Raw genomic sequence first — 19,334 nt, forward strand, 5'->3', positions numbered from 1 at the left:
TCCATAATTGGTAAACTGTTACATTCATACATTGTTACATTATTTAACAGAATGAGTCAGAAAATTGCCATAACAGGAATGGGCATCATTTCTTCCATAGGAAACAATGTGGAAGAAAATTTTGTTTCACTGAAAACCGGAAAACATGGTATTTCAGACATTCAGATGTTTGAAACCCGCCATGCCGGAACACTGAAGACGGGTGAAATAAAAAAATCCAATGAAGAACTTGTACAGCTGCTTCAGCTCCCTGAAGACAACCATGTGACAAGAACTTCTTTATTGGGTATGATTGCGGCTAAAGAAGCAGTAGAAAGTGCCGGGATATCAGATATCAACGGATACAGAACCGGGCTGATCTCTTCCACCAGTGTAGGCGGAATGGATATTACCGAAAAATATTTCTACTCTTACGAAGACTTTCCTGAAAAGCAAAAATACATCGATGCTCATGATGCGGGAAATTCCTCGCTGGCTATTGCTGATTACTTAGGTCTGAAAGGGATGGTTTCTACCATCAGTACAGCCTGTTCATCAGCCGCCAATGCCATTATGATGGGGGCTAAACTTATCAGAAACGGAGTCTTGGACCGCGTCATCGTTGGCGGAACAGATTCCCTTTCCAAATTTACCCTGAACGGATTCAATACCCTGATGATCCTTACCGATTCTTACAATACCCCTTTCGATAATGACAGAAAAGGGCTGAATCTGGGAGAGGCAGCCGCTTACATCGTTCTTGAATCTGATGAGGTGGTAAAAAAAGAAAACAAAAAGGTTCTTGCTTATCTTTCAGGATACGGCAATGCCAACGATGCCCATCATCAGACCGCTTCTTCCGAAAACGGGCAGGGTGCCTATCTTGCCATGCAGCAGGCCCTGAAAGTATCCGGATTGGATAAAAAAGACATCGGCTACATCAACGTTCACGGAACTGCAACGCCTAATAATGATCTTTCGGAGGGAATTGCCATGATCAGGATATTTGGCGAAGGTGAGGTTCCTGAATTCAGTTCTACCAAAGCATTTACCGGCCATACATTAGCAGCCGCAGCAGGCATTGAAGCCGTATATTCCATTCTGGCGATGCAGGAGGGAGTTATTTTCCCGAACCTGAATTTCAGAACCAAAATGAAGGAGTTTGACCTGACACCCGTTACAGAGCTGAAAGAAAAAAACATTCATCATGTTCTTTCCAATTCATTCGGCTTCGGCGGAAACTGTTCTACTTTAATTTTTTCAAAATCATGAGTGCCGTTTACATCAACAGTGCATCCTGCATCTCTGCTCAGGACACTTTAAAAGAGAACTTCTTTCAAAACCTCAATCCTGAGAATTCGGTTCAGACCTTAAAAGCGATTGATCCCAATTATAAAGAATTCATTCCTCCTGCCATGATCAGGAGAATGTCTAAAACCGTAAAAATGAGCGCCGTAGCTTCTCATTACGCTTTGAAAGAAGCCGGAATAACACAGCCGGATGCCATTATTGTAGGTACCGGAATGGGATGTTCCCAGGATTCTGAAAAGTTTCTGAAAAATGTAATCGACAATCATGAGGAATTTCTTACCCCGACATTCTTCATCCAGTCGACACATAATACCGTAGCCGGGCAGATCGCATTAGGACTGCAGTGCCATGCTTATAATTTCACTTATGTGAATACCTCTTCATCCCTGGAATTTTCATTTCTGGATGCCAGACTTCAGATCAGCGACGGAGAGGCGGAAAATATTCTGGCAGGATCTACCGATGAGCAGACGGGCAGAACAATGGAACTCTACTGTTTAAACAATACCATCAAAAAAGAAACAGATCTTCCTGCCGATTATCTGCATTCTGAAAGCAATGGAGTTATCTGGGGAGAAGGTGCCGCTTTCTTTGTGCTGGGAAAATCTAAAACGGAAACTTCCTATGCACAGCTTAAAGACATTCAGATCAGCAGTAAAGTAGATCCGGATGAAACTCAAACTTTTATTGAAGGATTCCTGGCAAAGAACAACCTGAAAAATGAAGATATTGATGCTGTGATCTTAGGGTTCAGCGGAGATGCAAAGTCAGACGGATATTATCATCAGGCGGCAGAACTTTTTCCGGCCTCATCATTGCTGTATTATAAGCATCTGAGTGGAGAATTCAACACGGCAAGCGGTTTTTCAACGTTTATGGCCTGCCATATCCTGAAGGAACAGCATATTCCGGATGTTATGATGATCAATGACGTGAAAAAAGGGGAAATCAGAACGGTTCTTCTTTACAATCATCTGGCTGGAGAAGATCACAGTCTGGTACTTCTGGAAAGAGTCTAGATTTTGATTTTAACGGTGAAAGCTGATAACGGGAAATATTAAAAACGTTTTGACAGGCTGTCTAAAGCTTACAACCTTTGGAATTCTGATGCTGAAAATTGAAAATAATTAATGTTTTAACGGTGAAACACTATCCATTTATACTTTTCTATCTTTTCTGTAACGTGATGATTTATGCGTTTCATGGAAGTTTATGGGTATATATTGCAGGATTTCTCGCTTTTTCCGCTGTTGTGATCTGGGGTTCTTTTGATATTGAGCTGGGATATTTCGTCAGCAGTATCACCCATAAAAGGACTAAAATCAAAGAAACAGCTCTCACTTTTGATGACGGTCCTACTGAATTTACCCCAAAGTTTCTCGATCTCCTGAAAGAGCATGAAGTAAAAGCCACTTTTTTCTGCATCGGTAAACAGATTGAAAAGTATCCTGAAATTTTCCGGAGAATTATTGCTGAAGGGCATACCATTGGAAACCATACCCTTTCTCACTCCAATTCAACAGGTTTTTTATCAGCATCAAAAATGACGGAAGAAATTGAAAAATGTGATGAAGTGATAATGAAGACAGGAAATATTAAAACAGAACTGTACAGACCGCCTTTCGGGGTTACCAATCCGAATATCGCCAAAGCCATCAGGAAGACAGATAAAAAAAGCATCGGCTGGAATGTCCGGTCACTGGATACCGTTATTGATGATGAAAAGAAAATTTACAAAAGAATAACCAAAGACCTGAAAAAAGGCAGCATTATCCTCCTTCACGACACGTCTGAAAAAACGTACCGGGTATTGACCGATTTATTATTATTTTTGAAGGATAAAAATTATTCAACGTTCACCGTTGATACTCTTATAAAATCAAAGAAAAATGATTAAAAATATTGCTTTTGGAGCATTTTTATTAGTTTCTGCCTTATTTTCTGCACAGAATACTTCTATGTCTGCGGCAGAAGCCAAAGCGTTTGTCTCCAAAGTTTCATCAGAAACCCAGGAAATCAAAACCCTGCAGAGTGATTTTACGCAGACCAAGAAAATGGATTTTCTTGACAAAAGCATCGTTACTTATGGCAAAATGTCGTTGAAAACACCCAATATGCTAAGCTGGAGATACACCAAACCCTATCAGTACAGCATTGTTTTCAAAGACAATAAAATCTTTATCAATGACCAGGGGAAAAAATCTTCCGTGGACGCCAAAAGTAAAACCTTTGAAAAGATCAACAAACTGATTGTGGGAAGCTCAAACGGAAAAATGTTCAATGACCCGGAATTTACAGTGGCTTATTTCAGGAACGGAAATTTTAACATTGCCCGGTTTACTCCAAAATCAGCCCAGCTGCTGAAGTATATCAAACAGATCGAGCTTCATTTTCCTAAAAATCAGTCTACCGTTTCACAGGTCAATATGACGGAAGCTTCGGGAGATACCACGAATATTGTTTTCAAAAATACCAAGATCAATGCTGCCATTGCTGCGTCAGAGTTTAGCTTATAGTCTGGTCTTCATCCTGCTTGTTTCCTGTAAAACCTATCAGCTTACGGAGGCAAAACCTGTTTCTGCTTCAGAAAAGAATGTAGAAAATCTGTACTTCTCTTCAGGGGAAGATTATGTCTACAAATGTCAGATGGACATTTACAAAAATCATGTAAGCGGTATTCTGATCATCAAAAAACTGAATGAAACCACTCACCGGGTTGCCATGACCTCAGATTTCGGAAATAAGCTGATTGATTTCGAGATCTCCGAAAATGATTTTAAACTGAATTACGTTCTGCCTGATCTGGATAAAAAGATCGTCATCAATTTTTTAAGAAACGATTTCCGTGAACTTCTCAGGAAACAATATCCGGTGAAAGAAACTTTTGAGAATGAACATTCCAGGATATTCCTGTCCCAAACGGATAAGAAAGCCTATTATCTGTTCTTCGGAAAAGAAAATGGATTGCTGCAGCAGATCGTCTATACGAAAAACAGAAAGGAAAAAATTGATTTTACTTTTGATGCAAAAAAACATATCTTCGCAGACAGTCTGAACCTCCACCATAAGGATTTCAGGATCAATATAAAACTATACCAAATAACAGAAACTGAAACTGATTAACCATGAAAAAACTTATTATTTTATCTGTCGTAATGATGTCCACCCTGTCTTTTGCACAGGTTACTTTCAGCCCGGGAATCAGGGCAGGTGCCAATTTTTCGCATTTTTCCAACACCGAGCAGTTTAACTATTATTATGCAGAAGAGTTTCCCAATGCGCCCAAACCTTATCTGGAATTTAAAACAAAAACAGATTTTTATATCGGGTTTTTAGGAAACATCCGTTTTACAAAATTTTATGCTCTTCAGCCTGAGATCAACTATTCAAGACAGGGAGCTAAAATCGATACCAATGTGAATAACTGGAACGGAACGAAACTTTCCGTATCATATTTGGGACTTCAGCTTGTGAATAAATTTTATTTCAAGCAGTTCAATGTGCATGCAGGGCCTACTCTGGAATTTGTACTGGACAATAAGAATTTTGAACCTCAGAACAAGGTCGATATCGGGGTAACTGCCGGTGCAGGATATGACATCACCCCCAATCTGGGTATTGAAGCCCGTGTAAAAAAAGGATTTGTTCCTGTGGAAGGCTATAATACCAACCATTATAATGTAGTTTTCCAGACAGGACTCTACTATACATTTAATCTGAAAAAATAAGATCATGCAGACGCTACTTACAGACTTTTACACTTTAGATTCCCACGAAAAGGGAGAAAACGGAAATTTTACAGCCTATATCAGCCTGCATAAGGATCATGATATATTCAAAGGGCATTTTCCGGGAAATCCGGTAACTCCGGGAGTCTGTATGATGCAGATCGTAAAAGAACTGGCTGAAGAATTCACCGGCTCAGAGCTATTTCTGAAAACCGCATCGAATGTAAAATTCATGGCGATTATCAACCCTTTTGAAACTCCGGATCTGAAACTTCAGCTGGACATTACTGAAGACGAAACGGATGTTAAAGTAAAAAACATCACCTCTTTTGGCGAGACTATTGCATTAAAAATGACGGTAAGCTATAAAAAATCAATGTCATGAAACTTATTTTATCCTTAGTAACGGCTTTTATTTTTTTCTTTCAGACTGATCTGGAAGCCCTGAGAAACAGCTACGCAAAAGCTAATTCATCCAACACGAATACGGAAGCATTCATCAATCTGGCAGAAAAACAGACCGGCTCTGATGCGGTAACCTCCGGTTATAAAGCCGCCGCACAGATCATGGAAGCTAAAATCGCTAAAAAGAACAGAAAAGCACTCGTAAAAAACGGGGCCACCAGTCTTGAAAGCATTATCAAAAACAATCCGAATAATATTGAACTCCGCCTGATCCGGTTAAGCGTACAGGAAAATATTCCGAAAATTGTAGGATACCGCGGCAGCATCAAGGATGATAAAGCTTTCCTTATCGCCAACTACACTAAGCAGAATGCAACGCTGAAGAGCTATGTCAAAAAATTTGCCATGCAGTCCCAATCTTTCTCAGACGCTGAAAAAGCTTCTTTAAAATAAAACAATGACCCTTTCTGAAGTACAGAACGCGATCTCAGAAAAAAAGATCTGCGTTTTAATACCCACCTACAATAATGAAAAAACTCTGAAAAGAGTAATAGACGGTGTACTGGAATACACCGGGGATATTATTGCAGTAAACGACGGCTCAACAGATTCCACACCACAGATTCTTGCCCGGTATCCACAGATCACTGTGATTACCCTCACAGAAAACCAGGGAAAAGGAAACGGGCTGAAAACCGGCTTCAGAAAGGCTAAAGAACTCGGCTATCATTATGCCATAACAATCGATTCAGACGGACAGCATTATCCGGATGACCTTCCTGTTTTTGTAGAAGCTCTCCTTCAGGAAAAAGAAGATGTTCTCCTGATCGGGAACCGCAATATGTCCCAGGACGGAATTCCGAAAAAAAGCAGCTTCGGAAACCGTTTTTCCAATTTCTGGTTCTGGTTTGAAACCGGAATCAAACTGGAAGATACCCAATCCGGATACAGGCTCTATCCCCTGCTTAAAATTCCGAAGAAATATTTCACCCCAAAATTTGAATTTGAGATCGAAATTATCGTAAGAACAGCCTGGAGACACGTTCCGGTAAAGAACGTTCCGGTGAAGGTACTGTACGATCCGTCAGAAAGGGTTTCCCATTTCAGGCCTTTCAGGGATTTTACAAGGATCAGCATTCTGAACACTATTCTGGTAACGATTACTCTTTTTTACATTATTCCGAGAAACTTTGTGAATAATTTCAAAAAAAAAAGCTTTAAAAGGTTCATAAAGGAGGATGTCCTGGAAAGCGACGGAAGCAATCGTATCAAGGCTTTTTCCATTGCACTGGGGGTCTTCATCGGTCTTTCTCCGTTCTGGGGATTTCAGACCCTTCTGGTCATCAGTTTATCTGTTCTTTTTAAACTGAACAAAGTACTGGCGTTTGTGGCTTCCAATGTGAGCCTGCCGCCTTTTATTCCTTTTATCATCGCTGCTTCTCTTTTTTTAGGAGCTCCGTTTGTACAGGGAGACAGCAATATTCTAAGCCACGATCTCGATTTTGAACTGGTCAAAAATAATCTGCTTCAGTATGTTATCGGAAGTTTTATCCTGAGTACAACTTTATCTTCTCTTACCGGAATTGCCGTTTTTCTTTTTCTGAATAAACTGAATCCGGGGAATGATTAAGATGGAATCATTATTTCAACTTTTTAAAATCTAAAATTTTCTTTTCAAAAGGTAATGCGTAATTTTTTTAGCGCAAAGAACATTGACAGGCAATGCACATTTAAAGGGAGCCAAGAGTGGAATCAACTACGTTGATCCGATGAAGCGCGCGTTAACTATCTGCCTAATCAGCGACGAAGTCGCGCTACTTTGCTCACTTGAATAGAACACTCGAATTTCTTTTCCTTTGCGTTATTTTTTTCTTTTAAAATATATAATTCTTAATTTTTTTTACGCAAAGTTATAATCCTGATACTGTTGATTTTAGGTGGCAAAGTGATGAATCAACTCCGTTGATCCGATGAAGCGAACGTTTAATTACCTGCTTAATCAGAGACGAAGTCGCACTACTTTGCTCACTTGAATAGAACACTCGAATCTCTTTTCCTTTGCGTTATTTTTTTCTTTTAAAATATATAATTCTTAATTTTTTCACGCAAAATTCTAATTATGATGCCGTTGATTTTAGGTGGCAAAGGGATGAATCAACTCCGTTGATTTGATGAAGCGAACGTTTAATTACCTGCTTAATCAGAGACGAAGTCGCACTACTTTGCTCACTTGAATAGAACACTCGAATTTCTTTTCCTTTGCGTTATTTTTTCTTTTAAAATATATAATTCTTAAAATTCTTTCACGCAAAATTCTAATTATGATGCCGTTGATTTTAGGTCCCAAAGGGATGAATCAACTCCGTTGATTTGATGAAGCCGACGTTTAACTACCCGCTTAATTTTCATCCTTAAAAATTGATAGCATCTTATGTGGAAATCTTTTTTGCCACTGATACACGAATCATTTTATGAGTGCATTAATGACGGAAAGAATATGCCGTTCCATACTCACCTTGCTGCTCTAAAAAATAACCTCATTAAGTGAGCAGGTCAAACTTAATGAGGTTATTACCGAAGATTGATATGGCATCAATCTTCCATTTTTCAATTGTGGATAACTTGTTAGTAACGTATCAGCAAACTATCAGTAACCTGTTAAAAAACTCATATTCAATTTATTTTAAAACAAACTGAATAAGATCATTTAAAAATTCCTGATCCACATTTCCTTTGATTCCATAATCTTTCGGGGAAGGCGTACCGGAACCTTTGATGAACAGGTGACTTAGTGCCGGATACCATTTGAATACCGCTGTTTTGTTATTTTTAAGAGTATTTTTCCAAAGGCTGAAATCTTTTTCTGTAACCTGGTAGTCTCTGCCTCCCTGCGCAAAGAACATCGGCGACTGTATAGCTTTCACCTCATCCAGCGGTTTATAGGCCTGCAGATATTTCCAGTAAGCTGAAGAAAGTCCCAAAGGAAGCTCAGATGAAGGTGTATCCGGAGTGAATTTTCCCGAATTCAGGAATGCAACCTGCTTTTTCATTTTCGCGACTTCTTCTTCCGGTAGTCCGGCAGGATTAACTTTATGAATATACTCGTACTGGTCAATGATCAGATCCTGCATAGGTCTCGCATTTCCGGCCATAAAAATATATTTTGAAGCCTTAACCTTCTCTGCAATCTTCGGCATCAGATAAGCACCAAGACTGTGCCCCAGTACTGTAATCCGGTAATCTTTGTAGTCCCCGTTGTTTTTAAAATAATTTACCGCATTTACCGCATCATTGATGGTTTCATCCGCTGCCGTAGACTGCCCGCCGAAGGTTTCCGGATCGGAATATGTGCGTTTATCATACCGGTACGAGGCTATTCCGTTTTTGAAAAGCGCTTCGGCAATATCTTTAAAAGGTTTATTTTCCCCAATGCTCTCATCCCTGTCCTGGGGTCCCGACCCATGAACAAAAACAACTAATTCCTTCTTTGGATTCTGCTCGGGAAGCAGCAATGTTCCTTTTAATTCAATATCACCGCTTTTGATTTTTAAAGCCGTTTTATCATCCGCCTTATCAAAAATCTTATGAGGAACCAGAAGAAAACCAACAATCTTATTCTGCTCATTAAAAGTGATCAGGATATCCAGTTTTGATTTCTGAAATTCTGAATAATAGTAGTATTTATCATTTTCCTGATTGATTTCAATTACATTTTTAAATGCTCCCAATTGGTTCAGAACCTTGTCCACAACATTTGTAAGTTCAGCTGCCGGCACCTGTCCTGCTATGGAGGCATCGAAAGAAGAATGCGCCTTTTCAACATTTTTATCCACCAAAAGAGTTTTGATAAAAGTATTTCCCAGCTCTTTCCTGTCCTGGGCAAATGAGACTAAGGATATTAGAATCAATAATAAAGTGAAAAAATTTTTCATGGTAATTTTATTTATAAACAACATCTGAAAACGATAACGGACTCATCACAACGGTCACAAAAACTGCGAGAATCACCAGAACCAACTGAGTAGTATGATATAGCTTCCCACGATCTTCTTCCTTGATTTCAAAAGTAAATTTAATTTTATCCGGTCTGCTGATGATCTGCCAGATAAACAGAAGGATAGCCAGATTCAGCAGAATGGGAGCAAAAAGAAACAGTTTGCTTCCAAAACCGTCATTCTTTCCTCCATAGCCGTGAATAGGAATGATTTCCGGAATTGAGCTGTATACGTTCAACAGATATAAGGTATAAATGATGATGATCACAAAAGGGATACTGAAAAGCAGCTTGATATGTTTCGGAATCATTTTAGTTTTTTTAGTGTTTTCTTCAGATATTTTTCTACATTTTTCCGGTCGGGGACGGTAGTAATCTCTTTTGTAAGGGCTGTTTCAAAAGCTGTTGCGGCTTTTGAATATTCTTTTTTATTAAAATAATACTTTCCTGCCTGGTAATATGTTAGCCAGAAATCAGGATTCAGCGATTCATAATGAGGAATGAAATCTTCTGTAAGCATGATATGTTCACTGTCGGCGGCATTATTCACCTCGGTGCTCATCAGCTTATACACTTCGTACTTCTCAAAGTCTTCAGAATCTGCGAACGGATCTCTGGCGATATTCAATGCTGTCTTTGCTTTCAGACTTTCTGCCATGTTTTTACCTGAAAAAATTTCATTAAGATCGTAACAGACAAATTCGCCCAGCTGGTAAGGGCTGGAAGAAACCCACACCAGCTTTTTCTCAGGGGAAAATATAACGGCATGATGAGCCAGCAGCTGATTCAGCGCTTTTTCATTTCCGTATCCTATTTTTTCATGTTTCAGCCCTGAACGGTCTCTTAAAATAGCTGCCATCTTTTCAGGATTCAGTTTTTTATTTTCCTGTAAAAGCTCCTGAAGTTTTTCATACCGGTATTCCGAATGGCTTTCTGCGATATGTTTCTGATTTCTTTTATCGTCTTTATAAGCATCAGACTGGAAATGGTTGGTACAAACAAGCTGACTGGTATTCTGTACTTTATACACACCGAAGTTTTTAGGTGAAACTTCAATAATCACTGCATTTTTATCATGGGCACTTCCCACCAGGATAGATTCTGAGACGAATACTTTTCTTTTTTTAGCGATGGTGATGGCTTCATCAATATTTTTCGCATACTGAAGGATTTCCCTGGTCACGAAGGAAATCGGAGTTTTGGCAGTGAGTGGAATTTTAGATTTCCCGGCATTGATCGTTACGGTGATTCCTTCTTTATTCATCCCTGAAACAACGCCTGTCATTCCCGGCCAGCTTACTGACATGTACGGAATTCCGTTTTCCGGTTCTACAAATTCTATCAGCTTGTTTTTAGCAAAATCCTCTCCTACATAGAAATCAAAATTCCGGCCGATGAGAAGGTCTCCGTCTTCTGTATTTTCATTCCATACGGCCAGCGAAGAACAGCCAACCATAGCCAGGTCCTGTAAAGCGTGGCCAATGTCGTGGGCTCCGTGAAGATAGAGGCTTCTCAGGTATTTCGGAGCGATAAAGTTGTATTTATCTGATGAATATCGGGATAAACCGTATAATTCTGCCTGATAATCTTCTCTCACATTGAGGTACATTTTTCTGTTGTACCATTTCAGGAATCCGCGCAGCAGCTTCTGTCTGAATTTTGACGGTACAAATCCCTCGACTTTAGAAAAGAAAATCTCTTCCTGGTGCTGCATCAGATCCCGGGTGAGCGCACCATTGTTATAGCCAAGCTGAAGAGGATTTCCTTTGATATACAATTCCCACAGCTGCTGTTTATTTTTCGTCAGATAATTGCTGTTGAAACTGAATGTAGAATCATTGATCTTATTCACCTTTGGCGTTTCCAGCGTATATGGGCTGATATCCGGAATATGACGGACAGATTTTGAAACCCCACAGGAAACAAGGGTAATAAGAAGGATACAATAAGCTCCCCGGCATCCGGCAAACAGCCTGTTATAGTTTTTCATTATTCTTGATCATTTGAGTCAGGCGGGCATCAATATGCTCTTTTCCGAGGATTTCCGCACAGGTATTGAATGCGCCGATCGTTACCCCGAGAATTCCGTGCATATTGACAGACTGCCCGGTAAGGAAAAGATTGTCGATCTTCGTTCTCGGTGAAACCATTGTTTTTAAAGGATTATCCGAACTTTTCATGTATCCGTACATATTTCCTTCAAAGCTGCCGATATAATCCCGGTAAGAGAGCGGTGAGGAAGTATAGACCCTTTTAACAGCATGCCTGAGTCCCGGAAGTTTCTTTTCCAGAGCTTCGATCATCTTCTCCGCCTTTTTCAGCTTGAACCTTTCATAAGATTCTCCCCGATCATGTTCATTGGCAACAGTACTGACTGTCTTTTCCCATATTTTCACTTCTTCAAAATCCATATAGGAGATCGCTGTAAGGCTTTCTGCATATTCAGGGTGATGTTTTGAAGGAGTGGAAGAAAGCATATAGGTTTCAGGCCAGCTTTTTTTATGGTATTTATAAGCATTCCATACCTGTTCTTCGGATTGATAGTGGTACAGATTGTAATTGAAATTCGGAACCGACTGCGGTTTTAAAACCAGATATACACTGAAACATGAAGAAACAGGCTTCCAGCTTAACACCCTGTTCAAAAACGACTTTTTCAGCCTTTCTTCCCCGATAAGCTTTATTGCTGAACGGATTTCTATATTGGAAATAAACTTTTTTGCAGTGTATTCTTTTCCATTAATTGTTTTTACGGAAACTAATGCATCATTTTCATTGAAAATAAATTCGGAAACCTCGGAATGTTTATGAACTTCTGCCCCATACTGCCGAAGTTTCCTGATCAGCAGTTTTGAGATCTGGCTTCCTCCTTTTACACATTTGTAAGCACTCTGGATGTAAGAGTTTACAGTGAGCGCGTGTACATAAAACGGTATATTTTCCGAGTCTCCGGCATACAGGAAATTGGATCCCAGTAATACGGACTGCAGTTTTTTATTTTGGGTAACGGATTCTATAAATCTTTTGGTATTGAGGTGCAGGATCTCTTCGTTGTAACTGTCTTTTCCAACAACATGATATCTTGGAAACTGCCCGCAGACATATTGAATTTCTTCGCAGTAATTTTCCAGGTTTTCTTTTTCATCCGGAAAATACGCTGTGAGCTGTTCGATAAAATTGTTGTATCCCTGGGCATGCGGATATTCAATATTTTCATCCCCGAAACTTATTTTATCATAACCGTCTTCATCCATTTGATGGAGTTCCAGTTCATCCATGATCTCAAGGTAAGAGAAAAACTGATGGAGGTTCTGCCCTTCTGAAAGACCACCCAGATAGTGAACTCCGGTATCAAAGATCAGCTTGTCTCTGGAAAAGGTCTGCAGATTTCCTCCGTATTGGTTGTTTTTCTCCAGAACGCATACTTTCAGACCTTCTTTCGCCAAAATAAGAGCCGAAACAAGACCTCCCAATCCGCTGCCGATCACAAGTATGTCGTATTCTTTTTTCAAAAGGAGAAAAATTGAGTGTTTTTAATTAAAAATCCGGAAAGTAAGGGATTCTTTAAATGTTGATTTTTTCTTATCATCCCGCTTTCCAAATGATTTGAGTCCGTTATTTAGTTTTCAGGGATAAAATTAGAAAAATTAATCAATATCATCCCAAAAATCGAAATAATTGAACCATTGAAGCGGATATTTTTTAATCATCGATTCAAGATTGTGTACATAGGAATTAAGAAGTCCCTGGGAATCACGGTTTTTAATATTCTGAGCCACTCTTGCATACAGATGGTAATGCAGATTGTTTTCTTTCATCACATATACGTATACCACAGGTACTCCAAGCCGTGAAGCGATCAGGAAAGGTCCGGCCGGAAATTTCGCACTTTTCCCCAGCAGATCGGCCTCCAGGTATTTGGACCCTTCGAAATAACGGTCTCCTGTAAAACAGATCAGTTCATTGTCTGATAAAGCTTTATTGATGTCGAAAATATGCGACATATCTTCTTTTACGTAGATGAATTTAATGTTGCTTTTTTTTACGGCAACACTTTCAAGGTATTCTTTAATGACGGTTACTTCCTGATCTGTGGTTACCAGATTGATCTGGCAGTCGAAATCGATGTCGGCAAAGAAATGTTCGGCAATTTCAAAATTTCCGATGTGGGCACTGATGAGAACGCCACCTTTTTTCTGGGCGAGAAGGTTTCTGAGATTCTCAATACCGTCAAATTCATAGGTATATTTTTCCCGCAGTCCTGCCGAAATAGCGGTTTTGTCAATCAGTACTTTTCCAAAGGTGAAATAGCTTTTAAATACTGAAACTTTGGCTTTCCAGTAGCCATAGTTCAGTCTTTTCCGGAAATAATAAAAGATATAGCGGTTGCTTCTGTTCAGAAACAGAAAATAATAGGAAGCTACGAAATAAAGAACAGCATAAGAACTCCGTACTCCGATATTTCTAATACACCAGACGAATATTTTGTATCCTGTGATGGTTCCTTTAGATTTACCTTTCCACTTGTTCATATATAAAGTTTACCAATGTAATCATATGCCCATGTAACAATATTTTTCATTGATACAACGCTACATTATTACATTGGTACATTTTTTAATTCAGTCGATAGCTAAGCGTTTTTCTCTGCGATCTTATGTTCAATCGTTGTATAGAAATCGTCAAACGTGACCATTTTCTTAAAGTCTGCTTCTCCTAATTTCACCCCGAAATTAGATTCAATCACTACCACCATATCGATATAATCCAGACTGTCTAATCCCAGTGTGGTTTTAAGGTTGGCATCATTGCTGATCTCATCACCATCCACTTCGAATTCGTTTACTAAGAAATCATTAACGATGGCAACAATTTTTTCCCTTTCCATGTTTTTAATTAAATTTTTTTACAATTAATGCGGAGTTGGTTCCCCCAAATCCGAAAGAATTCGACAAAAATACATCAATTTTTTGATTTTTCGTTTTTGGGACTAAATTTATCTTTTGAGCCTCATTATCAGGGTTTTCCAGATTGATATTCGGTGCCACAAAACTGTTCTGCATCATCAGAATTGAGTAGATCACCTCACTTGCGCCGGCCATCCAGCACTCATGACCGGTCATCGATTTGGTAGAACTTACCGGAACTTCACTTCCAAAGATCTCAAAAATAGCCTTTGCTTCATTGGCATCACCAATCGGAGTGGATGTAGCATGCGCATTGATATAATCGATGTCTTCAGGTTTCAGTCCGGATTGCTTTAAAGCTCTGTCCATAGCCAAAGCAGGACCGTCTACGTTCGGTGTGGAAATATGTCCTCCATTGGAGGAGAATCCGTATCCTATGATCTCTGCAATAATCGGAGCTCCTCTTCTCTGTGCAGATTCCAGGCTTTCCACCACGAGGGAAGCTGCCCCACCACTCGGAATAAGGCCGTCTCTGCCTGAATCGAAAGGTCTTGAAGCCTTTGCAGGCTCATCTTCTCTTACCGAAAACACCCCTAATCCATCAAAACTGGCCATTGAATATTTATTGGTTTCCTGTGCTCCACCGCAAATGATCATATCCTGGAAACCGTTTTTGATCATCATATAGGCCAGTCCCAGGGAATGCGATCCGCTGGCACAGGCTGCACTGATGGTAAGATTAATTCCTTTCAGCCTGAATATCGTTGAAAGATTCATCGTTACGGTAGAATTCATTGATTTGAAGATCGCACCGGACCCCATCAATGTAGTATCTTTCTTTTCTCTTGCAATGTCTATGGATTCTACAACTGCCTGAGAAACACTGTCGTTTCCGTACAGGATCCCCACCTCATGGGCATCCAGAAATTCCTGATCTATCCCTGCCTGTTTTAATGCGTCTGTGGTAGCCAGGTAAGCATATTCGCTTTCTTCGCCCATGCTTATACGCTGGCGTCTGTTGAGGAGATTTTTCAGATCCGGTTTCGGAACCACCCCTGTAAGGCCTGATCTGAAGCCGAATTCTTTTCTCTCCTGCACTAAAGCGATACCGGATTTTCCTTGATATAGGGATTCTCTGACTTCTTCCAAAGAGGTCCCGATGCAAGAATAAATTCCCATCCCGGTAATTACAACCCTATTTTCCATTTATTTATATTGAATTTAACAATGTATCAGTATAGCAATGTCACAATATTTTCATTGAGATCAATCAACAGTGTACTGGTACCTTGTTATCCTGTTACATTATTCTATGAGTAAATTCCACCGTTAATATTCACCACTTCCCCTGTAATATAAGAAGCTTTTCCTGAAGCCAGAAAGGCAACCAGGTCTGCAACTTCTTCCGCTTCACCAAATCTGTTGGCTGGAATCATTGCTTTAAGCTCCTCTTCGTTGAAATCCTGGGTCATATCTGTTCTGATGAATCCCGGAGCTACCGCATTTACGGTGATATTTCTCTTGGCAACTTCCTGGGCAAGTGCTTTTGTTGCTCCAACCAAAGCTCCTTTTGCAGCGGAATAGTTGGTTTGTCCAGCCGTTCCTTTTACTCCTGAAACCGAAACCATATTGATGATTCGTCCGTATTTGTTGCGGAGCAGTTTCTGAATAAAGAAATTGGTTACATTGAAGAATCCGTTCAGGCTGGTATTGATAACGCTGGTCCAGTCGTCTTGCTGCATCCACATAAATAATCCGTCTCTGGTGATTCCGGCATTGTTTACAATTACCTCTACCAAAGCATCGGGATTATTATCCTGCCATGTGGTAAGAACATTCCGGGTTTCTGCGGCATCCGCTACATCGAATTTAAGAATTTCTCCCGTAGCACCCATCTCCTGTACCTTTGCTAATGTTTCGTTTGCTGCTGCTTCATTGGAAGCATAGTTAATCAGTATATGGTAATTCTTTTCTTCTGCCAGTTTCAGACAGACTGCCCTGCCGATACCCCGGGAGCCGCCTGTTACGATTGCACATTTCATGTGTTAGCTGTTTAGTTTTAGTTTTTTTAAGTTAATTTTTAATCCTTAGTTTACTGACAATTTAATCTGATGAACAGTTACATTGCCTTTAAATATTTTTTTACGTCCTCCAGATACGGATACATCACCATATCGCTGGAGAATGCCGGAATAATCTTTCTGATTTCGTCATAAAGTTCTTTGGTAGAAGACGAAACCTTATCCTGGAATCCAAGATATTCAATAGCCTGAATGATCGTAATCACTTCAATAGCCAATACCTCAAATGCATTCTCGATTACTTTTCTGCAGATCACAGCAGCATTGGTTCCCATGCTCACAATATCCTGATTGTCATTATTATTAGGAATACTGTGTACATACATGGAATTCGACAGCATCTGGCTTTCTGCCGTGGTAGATGTTGCCGTAAACTGAACGCCCTGCATCCCGAAATTGAAGCCTAATTTACCTAAATTTACAAAAGGAGGCAAAATTTCGTTGATCTTTGCATTCAAAAGGTAGTTCAACTGCCTTTCTGCGAGCATTGTAAGCTTGGTGACTACAATCTTCAATTTGTCCATTTCCAGAGAAATGTAATCTCCGTGGAAATTTCCTCCGTGATATACATGCTGGGTCTCTACATTGATGATCGGGTTATCATTTGCTGAATTGATCTCATTTTCAAGAACATTTTCGGTATATTCCAATGTATCCAGAACCGGTCCCAGGATCTGCGGAACGCATCTCAATGAATAATATTCCTGTACTTTTTCTTTAAATACTTTCTCCTGCTCTTCAAAATGCGTGTAAAGGTGATCTTCTCTTTTTCTGATCAGCTTACTGTCTGCAAGATGGGTTCTCATTCTTTCAGCTACTTTTTGCTGACCGTAATGTTTTTTGGTTCCGTTCAGCGCTTCAGAAAGGTGATCGTCATAAGCCTGTACAATTTCATTGATGGCACAGGAAAGTCTGATTGATATTTCCGTTAACTGATTGGCTTTATAGGCATTCACAATACCGATTCCCGACATCACGGAAGTCCCGTTCATTAAAGCAAGACCTTCACGGATTTCTACTTTTATCGGTTCAAGACCTTCAGCTTCAAAAACTTCTTTGGTAAGTTTTCTTTCCCCTTTATAAAAAACCTCCCCTTCTCCAATAAGAACTAAGGCCAAATGGGCAAGCTGTACAAGGTCTCCGCTGGCTCCCACTCCTCCGTGTTCAAAGATCAGCGGTGTAATATCCCTGTTGATGAGTTCTGCAAGCAGATGTACAACGGATTGATGTACTCCCGAATTTCCAAGTGAAAGGGTATTCAGCCTTGCCAGCATACAGGCTTTTACTTCCTGAGCAGGTAAAGGATTTCCGATTCCTGAAGAGTGGCTTCTGATCAGGTTATACTGAAGCTGGTGGGTATCCTCATCACTGATCTTGAACTGTGCCATTGGCCCAAAACCTGTATTCACACCATATATTACTTTATTCTTTGAAAATTCCTTTAAAAACTGAAAACTCGTCTCCACTCTGTCTAAAAGTTCTCCGTCCAGTTCTATTTTTTTGTTTTCAATAATGATCTTTTGAAAATCCTTCAGTTGTAAAAAGTTATTTATTTTCATCAATTAAAAGTAATAGTTGATAATTTTGTAAAATATTAATTATTTGTCACTAATTTTGCGGCAAAGATAAAAGTTATTATTAAAATAAAAAATCAAAGATGAGCAAAGAATTTGTTGATGTTCTCGTAATCGGTGCTGGACCTTCCGGATGCGTATCTTCTTCATACTTAAAGAAGAACAATGTCAGCGTAAAAGTTGTCGAAAAAACAAAATTCCCCAGACTGGTGGTGGGCGAAAGTCTGATACCGAGGGTAATGGATCATTTTGATGAAGCCGGGCTCTTTCCTGCTCTGGACAAAATGGGTTTCGAGAAAAAATTAGGGGCGCGTTTCCTTCGTGGCAACGAGGTCTGCATTTTTGATTTCAGCAATAAGTTCGGGGAAGGCTGGGACTGGACCTGGCAGGTTCCCAGAGCTGATTTTGATAATACTTTGGCCCAGGAAGTAATCAATAAAGGAGTTGATCTGGAATTTGAAACGGAAGTAACAGGAATTGAGTTCAACGGAACAGATTCTGTAACCACCGTAAGAACAAAGGACGGAGAGACTAAAGAAATACATGCTAAGTTTGTAATTGATTCCAGCGGATACGGCCGGGTACTTCCGCGCCTGCTGGACCTTGAAAAACCATCAAAACTTTCTCCACATTCTGCTATTTTCTCACACGTAAAAGACATCAACCGGGAAGAAGGGGAAGAAGGAACACTGATCTCTTTCGACATTATAGAAACTGAAGTATGGCTTTGGGTAATCCCTTTTTCCAACGGCAATACCAGCCTGGGAATTGTGGGACCCACGGAATATATTGAAAAGCTATCTGAAAACGGAGATACCGCAGAAGCACTCAGAAAGGCAATTTCTCTGTCGGACTATTATATCAGACGTTTCGGTGATGTGGAATTTCTTTTTGAGCCGAGACACCTGAAAGATTATTCATGTTCTGTGAAAAAATTATATGGTGACGGATTTGCCCTTACCGGAAATGCTTCGGAATTCCTTGACCCTGTCTTTTCATCGGGAATGGCTTTTGCCACAGAATCCGGAATGCTTGCGGCAAAACTGGCGTTGAGACAGCTTAACGGAGAAAAAATCGACTGGCAGACAGAATACACTGATTATATTTTATACGGAGTAGATGTGTTTACGACTTATGTAAAGGAATGGTATACGGGAAATCTTCAGGAATTATTTTTCCATCAGCCTGAAAATCCGGATGTGAAGAAAAAAATATGCGCCGTACTGGCCGGATATGTCTGGAACAAAGACAATCCTTTTGTAAAAAAACATGATACGGTAATAAAGAATCTTGCCAACCTCATCAAACTTGAAAAGGAACAGCAGCAGGAACCATCATAAAAAAACGGTCTGAAA

Annotated in this window: 19 protein-coding genes; 10 read left to right on the top strand and 9 right to left on the bottom strand. The window is 39.8% G+C overall.

What is annotated here, in order from left to right:
* Positions 1 to 51 precede the first annotated feature (51 nt).
* From AC106S_RS12910 to AC106S_RS12950, 9 genes are all read left to right on the top strand, one after another.
* Positions 52 to 1,251, top strand: a complete 1,200-nt coding sequence (locus tag AC106S_RS12910) for a beta-ketoacyl-[acyl-carrier-protein] synthase family protein (protein WP_482439633.1) — start codon at positions 52 to 54, stop codon at positions 1,249 to 1,251.
* Entirely contained in the window at positions 1,248 to 2,309 is a 1,062-nt protein-coding gene (locus tag AC106S_RS12915; protein ID WP_482439634.1) for a beta-ketoacyl synthase N-terminal-like domain-containing protein, read from the top strand. The genes AC106S_RS12910 and AC106S_RS12915 overlap by 4 nt, the downstream gene beginning before the upstream one ends.
* 122 nt (positions 2,310 to 2,431) lie before the next feature.
* On the top strand, positions 2,432 to 3,187 hold the full coding sequence (locus AC106S_RS12920; RefSeq protein ID WP_482440601.1) for a polysaccharide deacetylase family protein: 756 nt from the start codon (positions 2,432 to 2,434) through the stop codon (positions 3,185 to 3,187).
* Complete coding sequence (lolA2, locus tag AC106S_RS12925) at positions 3,180 to 3,806, top strand: flexirubin biosynthesis/transport protein LolA2 (RefSeq protein ID WP_482439636.1); 627 nt, start codon at positions 3,180 to 3,182, stop codon at positions 3,804 to 3,806. The genes AC106S_RS12920 and lolA2 overlap by 8 nt, the downstream gene beginning before the upstream one ends.
* Positions 3,772 to 4,413, top strand: coding sequence for a flexirubin biosynthesis protein LolB2 (lolB2, locus tag AC106S_RS12930; protein WP_482439637.1), 642 nt, complete (start codon positions 3,772 to 3,774; stop codon positions 4,411 to 4,413). The genes lolA2 and lolB2 overlap by 35 nt, the downstream gene beginning before the upstream one ends.
* A 2-nt stretch (positions 4,414 to 4,415) precedes the next feature.
* Positions 4,416 to 5,018 (top strand): porin family protein, encoded by a 603-nt coding sequence (locus AC106S_RS12935; protein WP_482439638.1) that lies wholly within the window; start codon positions 4,416 to 4,418, stop codon positions 5,016 to 5,018.
* 4 nt (positions 5,019 to 5,022) lie between these two features.
* Positions 5,023 to 5,403 carry an ApeI family dehydratase gene (locus tag AC106S_RS12940; RefSeq protein ID WP_482439639.1) on the top strand — a complete coding sequence of 127 codons (381 nt, stop codon included), beginning with the start codon at positions 5,023 to 5,025 and terminating at the stop codon, positions 5,401 to 5,403.
* Complete coding sequence (locus AC106S_RS12945) at positions 5,400 to 5,876, top strand: hypothetical protein (protein WP_482439640.1); 477 nt, start codon at positions 5,400 to 5,402, stop codon at positions 5,874 to 5,876. The genes AC106S_RS12940 and AC106S_RS12945 overlap by 4 nt, the downstream gene beginning before the upstream one ends.
* Positions 5,877 to 5,880: 4 nt before the next feature.
* On the top strand, positions 5,881 to 7,053 hold the full coding sequence (locus tag AC106S_RS12950; protein WP_482439643.1) for a DUF2062 domain-containing protein: 1,173 nt from the start codon (positions 5,881 to 5,883) through the stop codon (positions 7,051 to 7,053).
* Positions 7,054 to 8,101: 1,048 nt separating this feature from the next.
* Here the strand turns inward: AC106S_RS12950 and AC106S_RS12955 are convergent.
* The 9 genes from AC106S_RS12955 to flxA form a co-directional block, all read right to left on the bottom strand.
* On the bottom strand, positions 8,102 to 9,355 hold the full coding sequence (locus AC106S_RS12955; protein ID WP_482439644.1) for an alpha/beta hydrolase: 1,254 nt from the start codon (positions 9,353 to 9,355) through the stop codon (positions 8,102 to 8,104).
* A 7-nt stretch (positions 9,356 to 9,362) separates the two neighbouring features.
* The gene (locus AC106S_RS12960; RefSeq protein ID WP_482439645.1) at positions 9,363 to 9,728 is read right to left on the bottom strand and encodes a hypothetical protein; all 366 of its coding nucleotides are present in this window, start codon (positions 9,726 to 9,728) and stop codon (positions 9,363 to 9,365) included.
* Positions 9,725 to 11,407, bottom strand: a complete 1,683-nt coding sequence (locus AC106S_RS12965) for a C45 family autoproteolytic acyltransferase/hydrolase (RefSeq protein ID WP_482439648.1) — start codon at positions 11,405 to 11,407, stop codon at positions 9,725 to 9,727. Before AC106S_RS12965 ends, AC106S_RS12960 begins: the two co-directional genes overlap by 4 nt.
* Positions 11,394 to 12,929 carry a phytoene desaturase family protein gene (locus AC106S_RS12970; RefSeq protein WP_482439649.1) on the bottom strand — a complete coding sequence of 512 codons (1,536 nt, stop codon included), beginning with the start codon at positions 12,927 to 12,929 and terminating at the stop codon, positions 11,394 to 11,396. Before AC106S_RS12970 ends, AC106S_RS12965 begins: the two co-directional genes overlap by 14 nt.
* A gap of 135 nt (positions 12,930 to 13,064) precedes the next feature.
* Positions 13,065 to 13,949 carry an LpxL/LpxP family acyltransferase gene (locus AC106S_RS12975; protein WP_482439650.1) on the bottom strand — a complete coding sequence of 295 codons (885 nt, stop codon included), beginning with the start codon at positions 13,947 to 13,949 and terminating at the stop codon, positions 13,065 to 13,067.
* Positions 13,950 to 14,050: 101 nt separating this feature from the next.
* Entirely contained in the window at positions 14,051 to 14,305 is a 255-nt protein-coding gene (locus tag AC106S_RS12980; protein WP_482439652.1) for an acyl carrier protein, read from the bottom strand.
* Positions 14,306 to 14,309: 4 nt separating this feature from the next.
* Complete coding sequence (locus AC106S_RS12985) at positions 14,310 to 15,530, bottom strand: beta-ketoacyl-[acyl-carrier-protein] synthase family protein (protein ID WP_482439654.1); 1,221 nt, start codon at positions 15,528 to 15,530, stop codon at positions 14,310 to 14,312.
* 104 nt (positions 15,531 to 15,634) lie between these two features.
* Positions 15,635 to 16,366 (bottom strand): flexirubin biosynthesis SDR family reductase FlxB, encoded by a 732-nt coding sequence (gene flxB, locus AC106S_RS12990; protein WP_482439656.1) that lies wholly within the window; start codon positions 16,364 to 16,366, stop codon positions 15,635 to 15,637.
* A gap of 77 nt (positions 16,367 to 16,443) precedes the next feature.
* The gene (gene flxA / locus AC106S_RS12995; RefSeq protein ID WP_482439658.1) at positions 16,444 to 17,964 is read right to left on the bottom strand and encodes a flexirubin biosynthesis tyrosine ammonia-lyase FlxA; all 1,521 of its coding nucleotides are present in this window, start codon (positions 17,962 to 17,964) and stop codon (positions 16,444 to 16,446) included.
* A gap of 98 nt (positions 17,965 to 18,062) precedes the next feature.
* Here flxA and AC106S_RS13000 point away from each other — a divergent pair, with 98 nt between their 5' ends.
* The gene (locus AC106S_RS13000; RefSeq protein WP_482439660.1) at positions 18,063 to 19,319 is read left to right on the top strand and encodes an NAD(P)/FAD-dependent oxidoreductase; all 1,257 of its coding nucleotides are present in this window, start codon (positions 18,063 to 18,065) and stop codon (positions 19,317 to 19,319) included.
* Positions 19,320 to 19,334: the final 15 nt, after the last annotated feature.

It is taken from the genome of Chryseobacterium sp. FR054 (assembly GCF_056844565.1).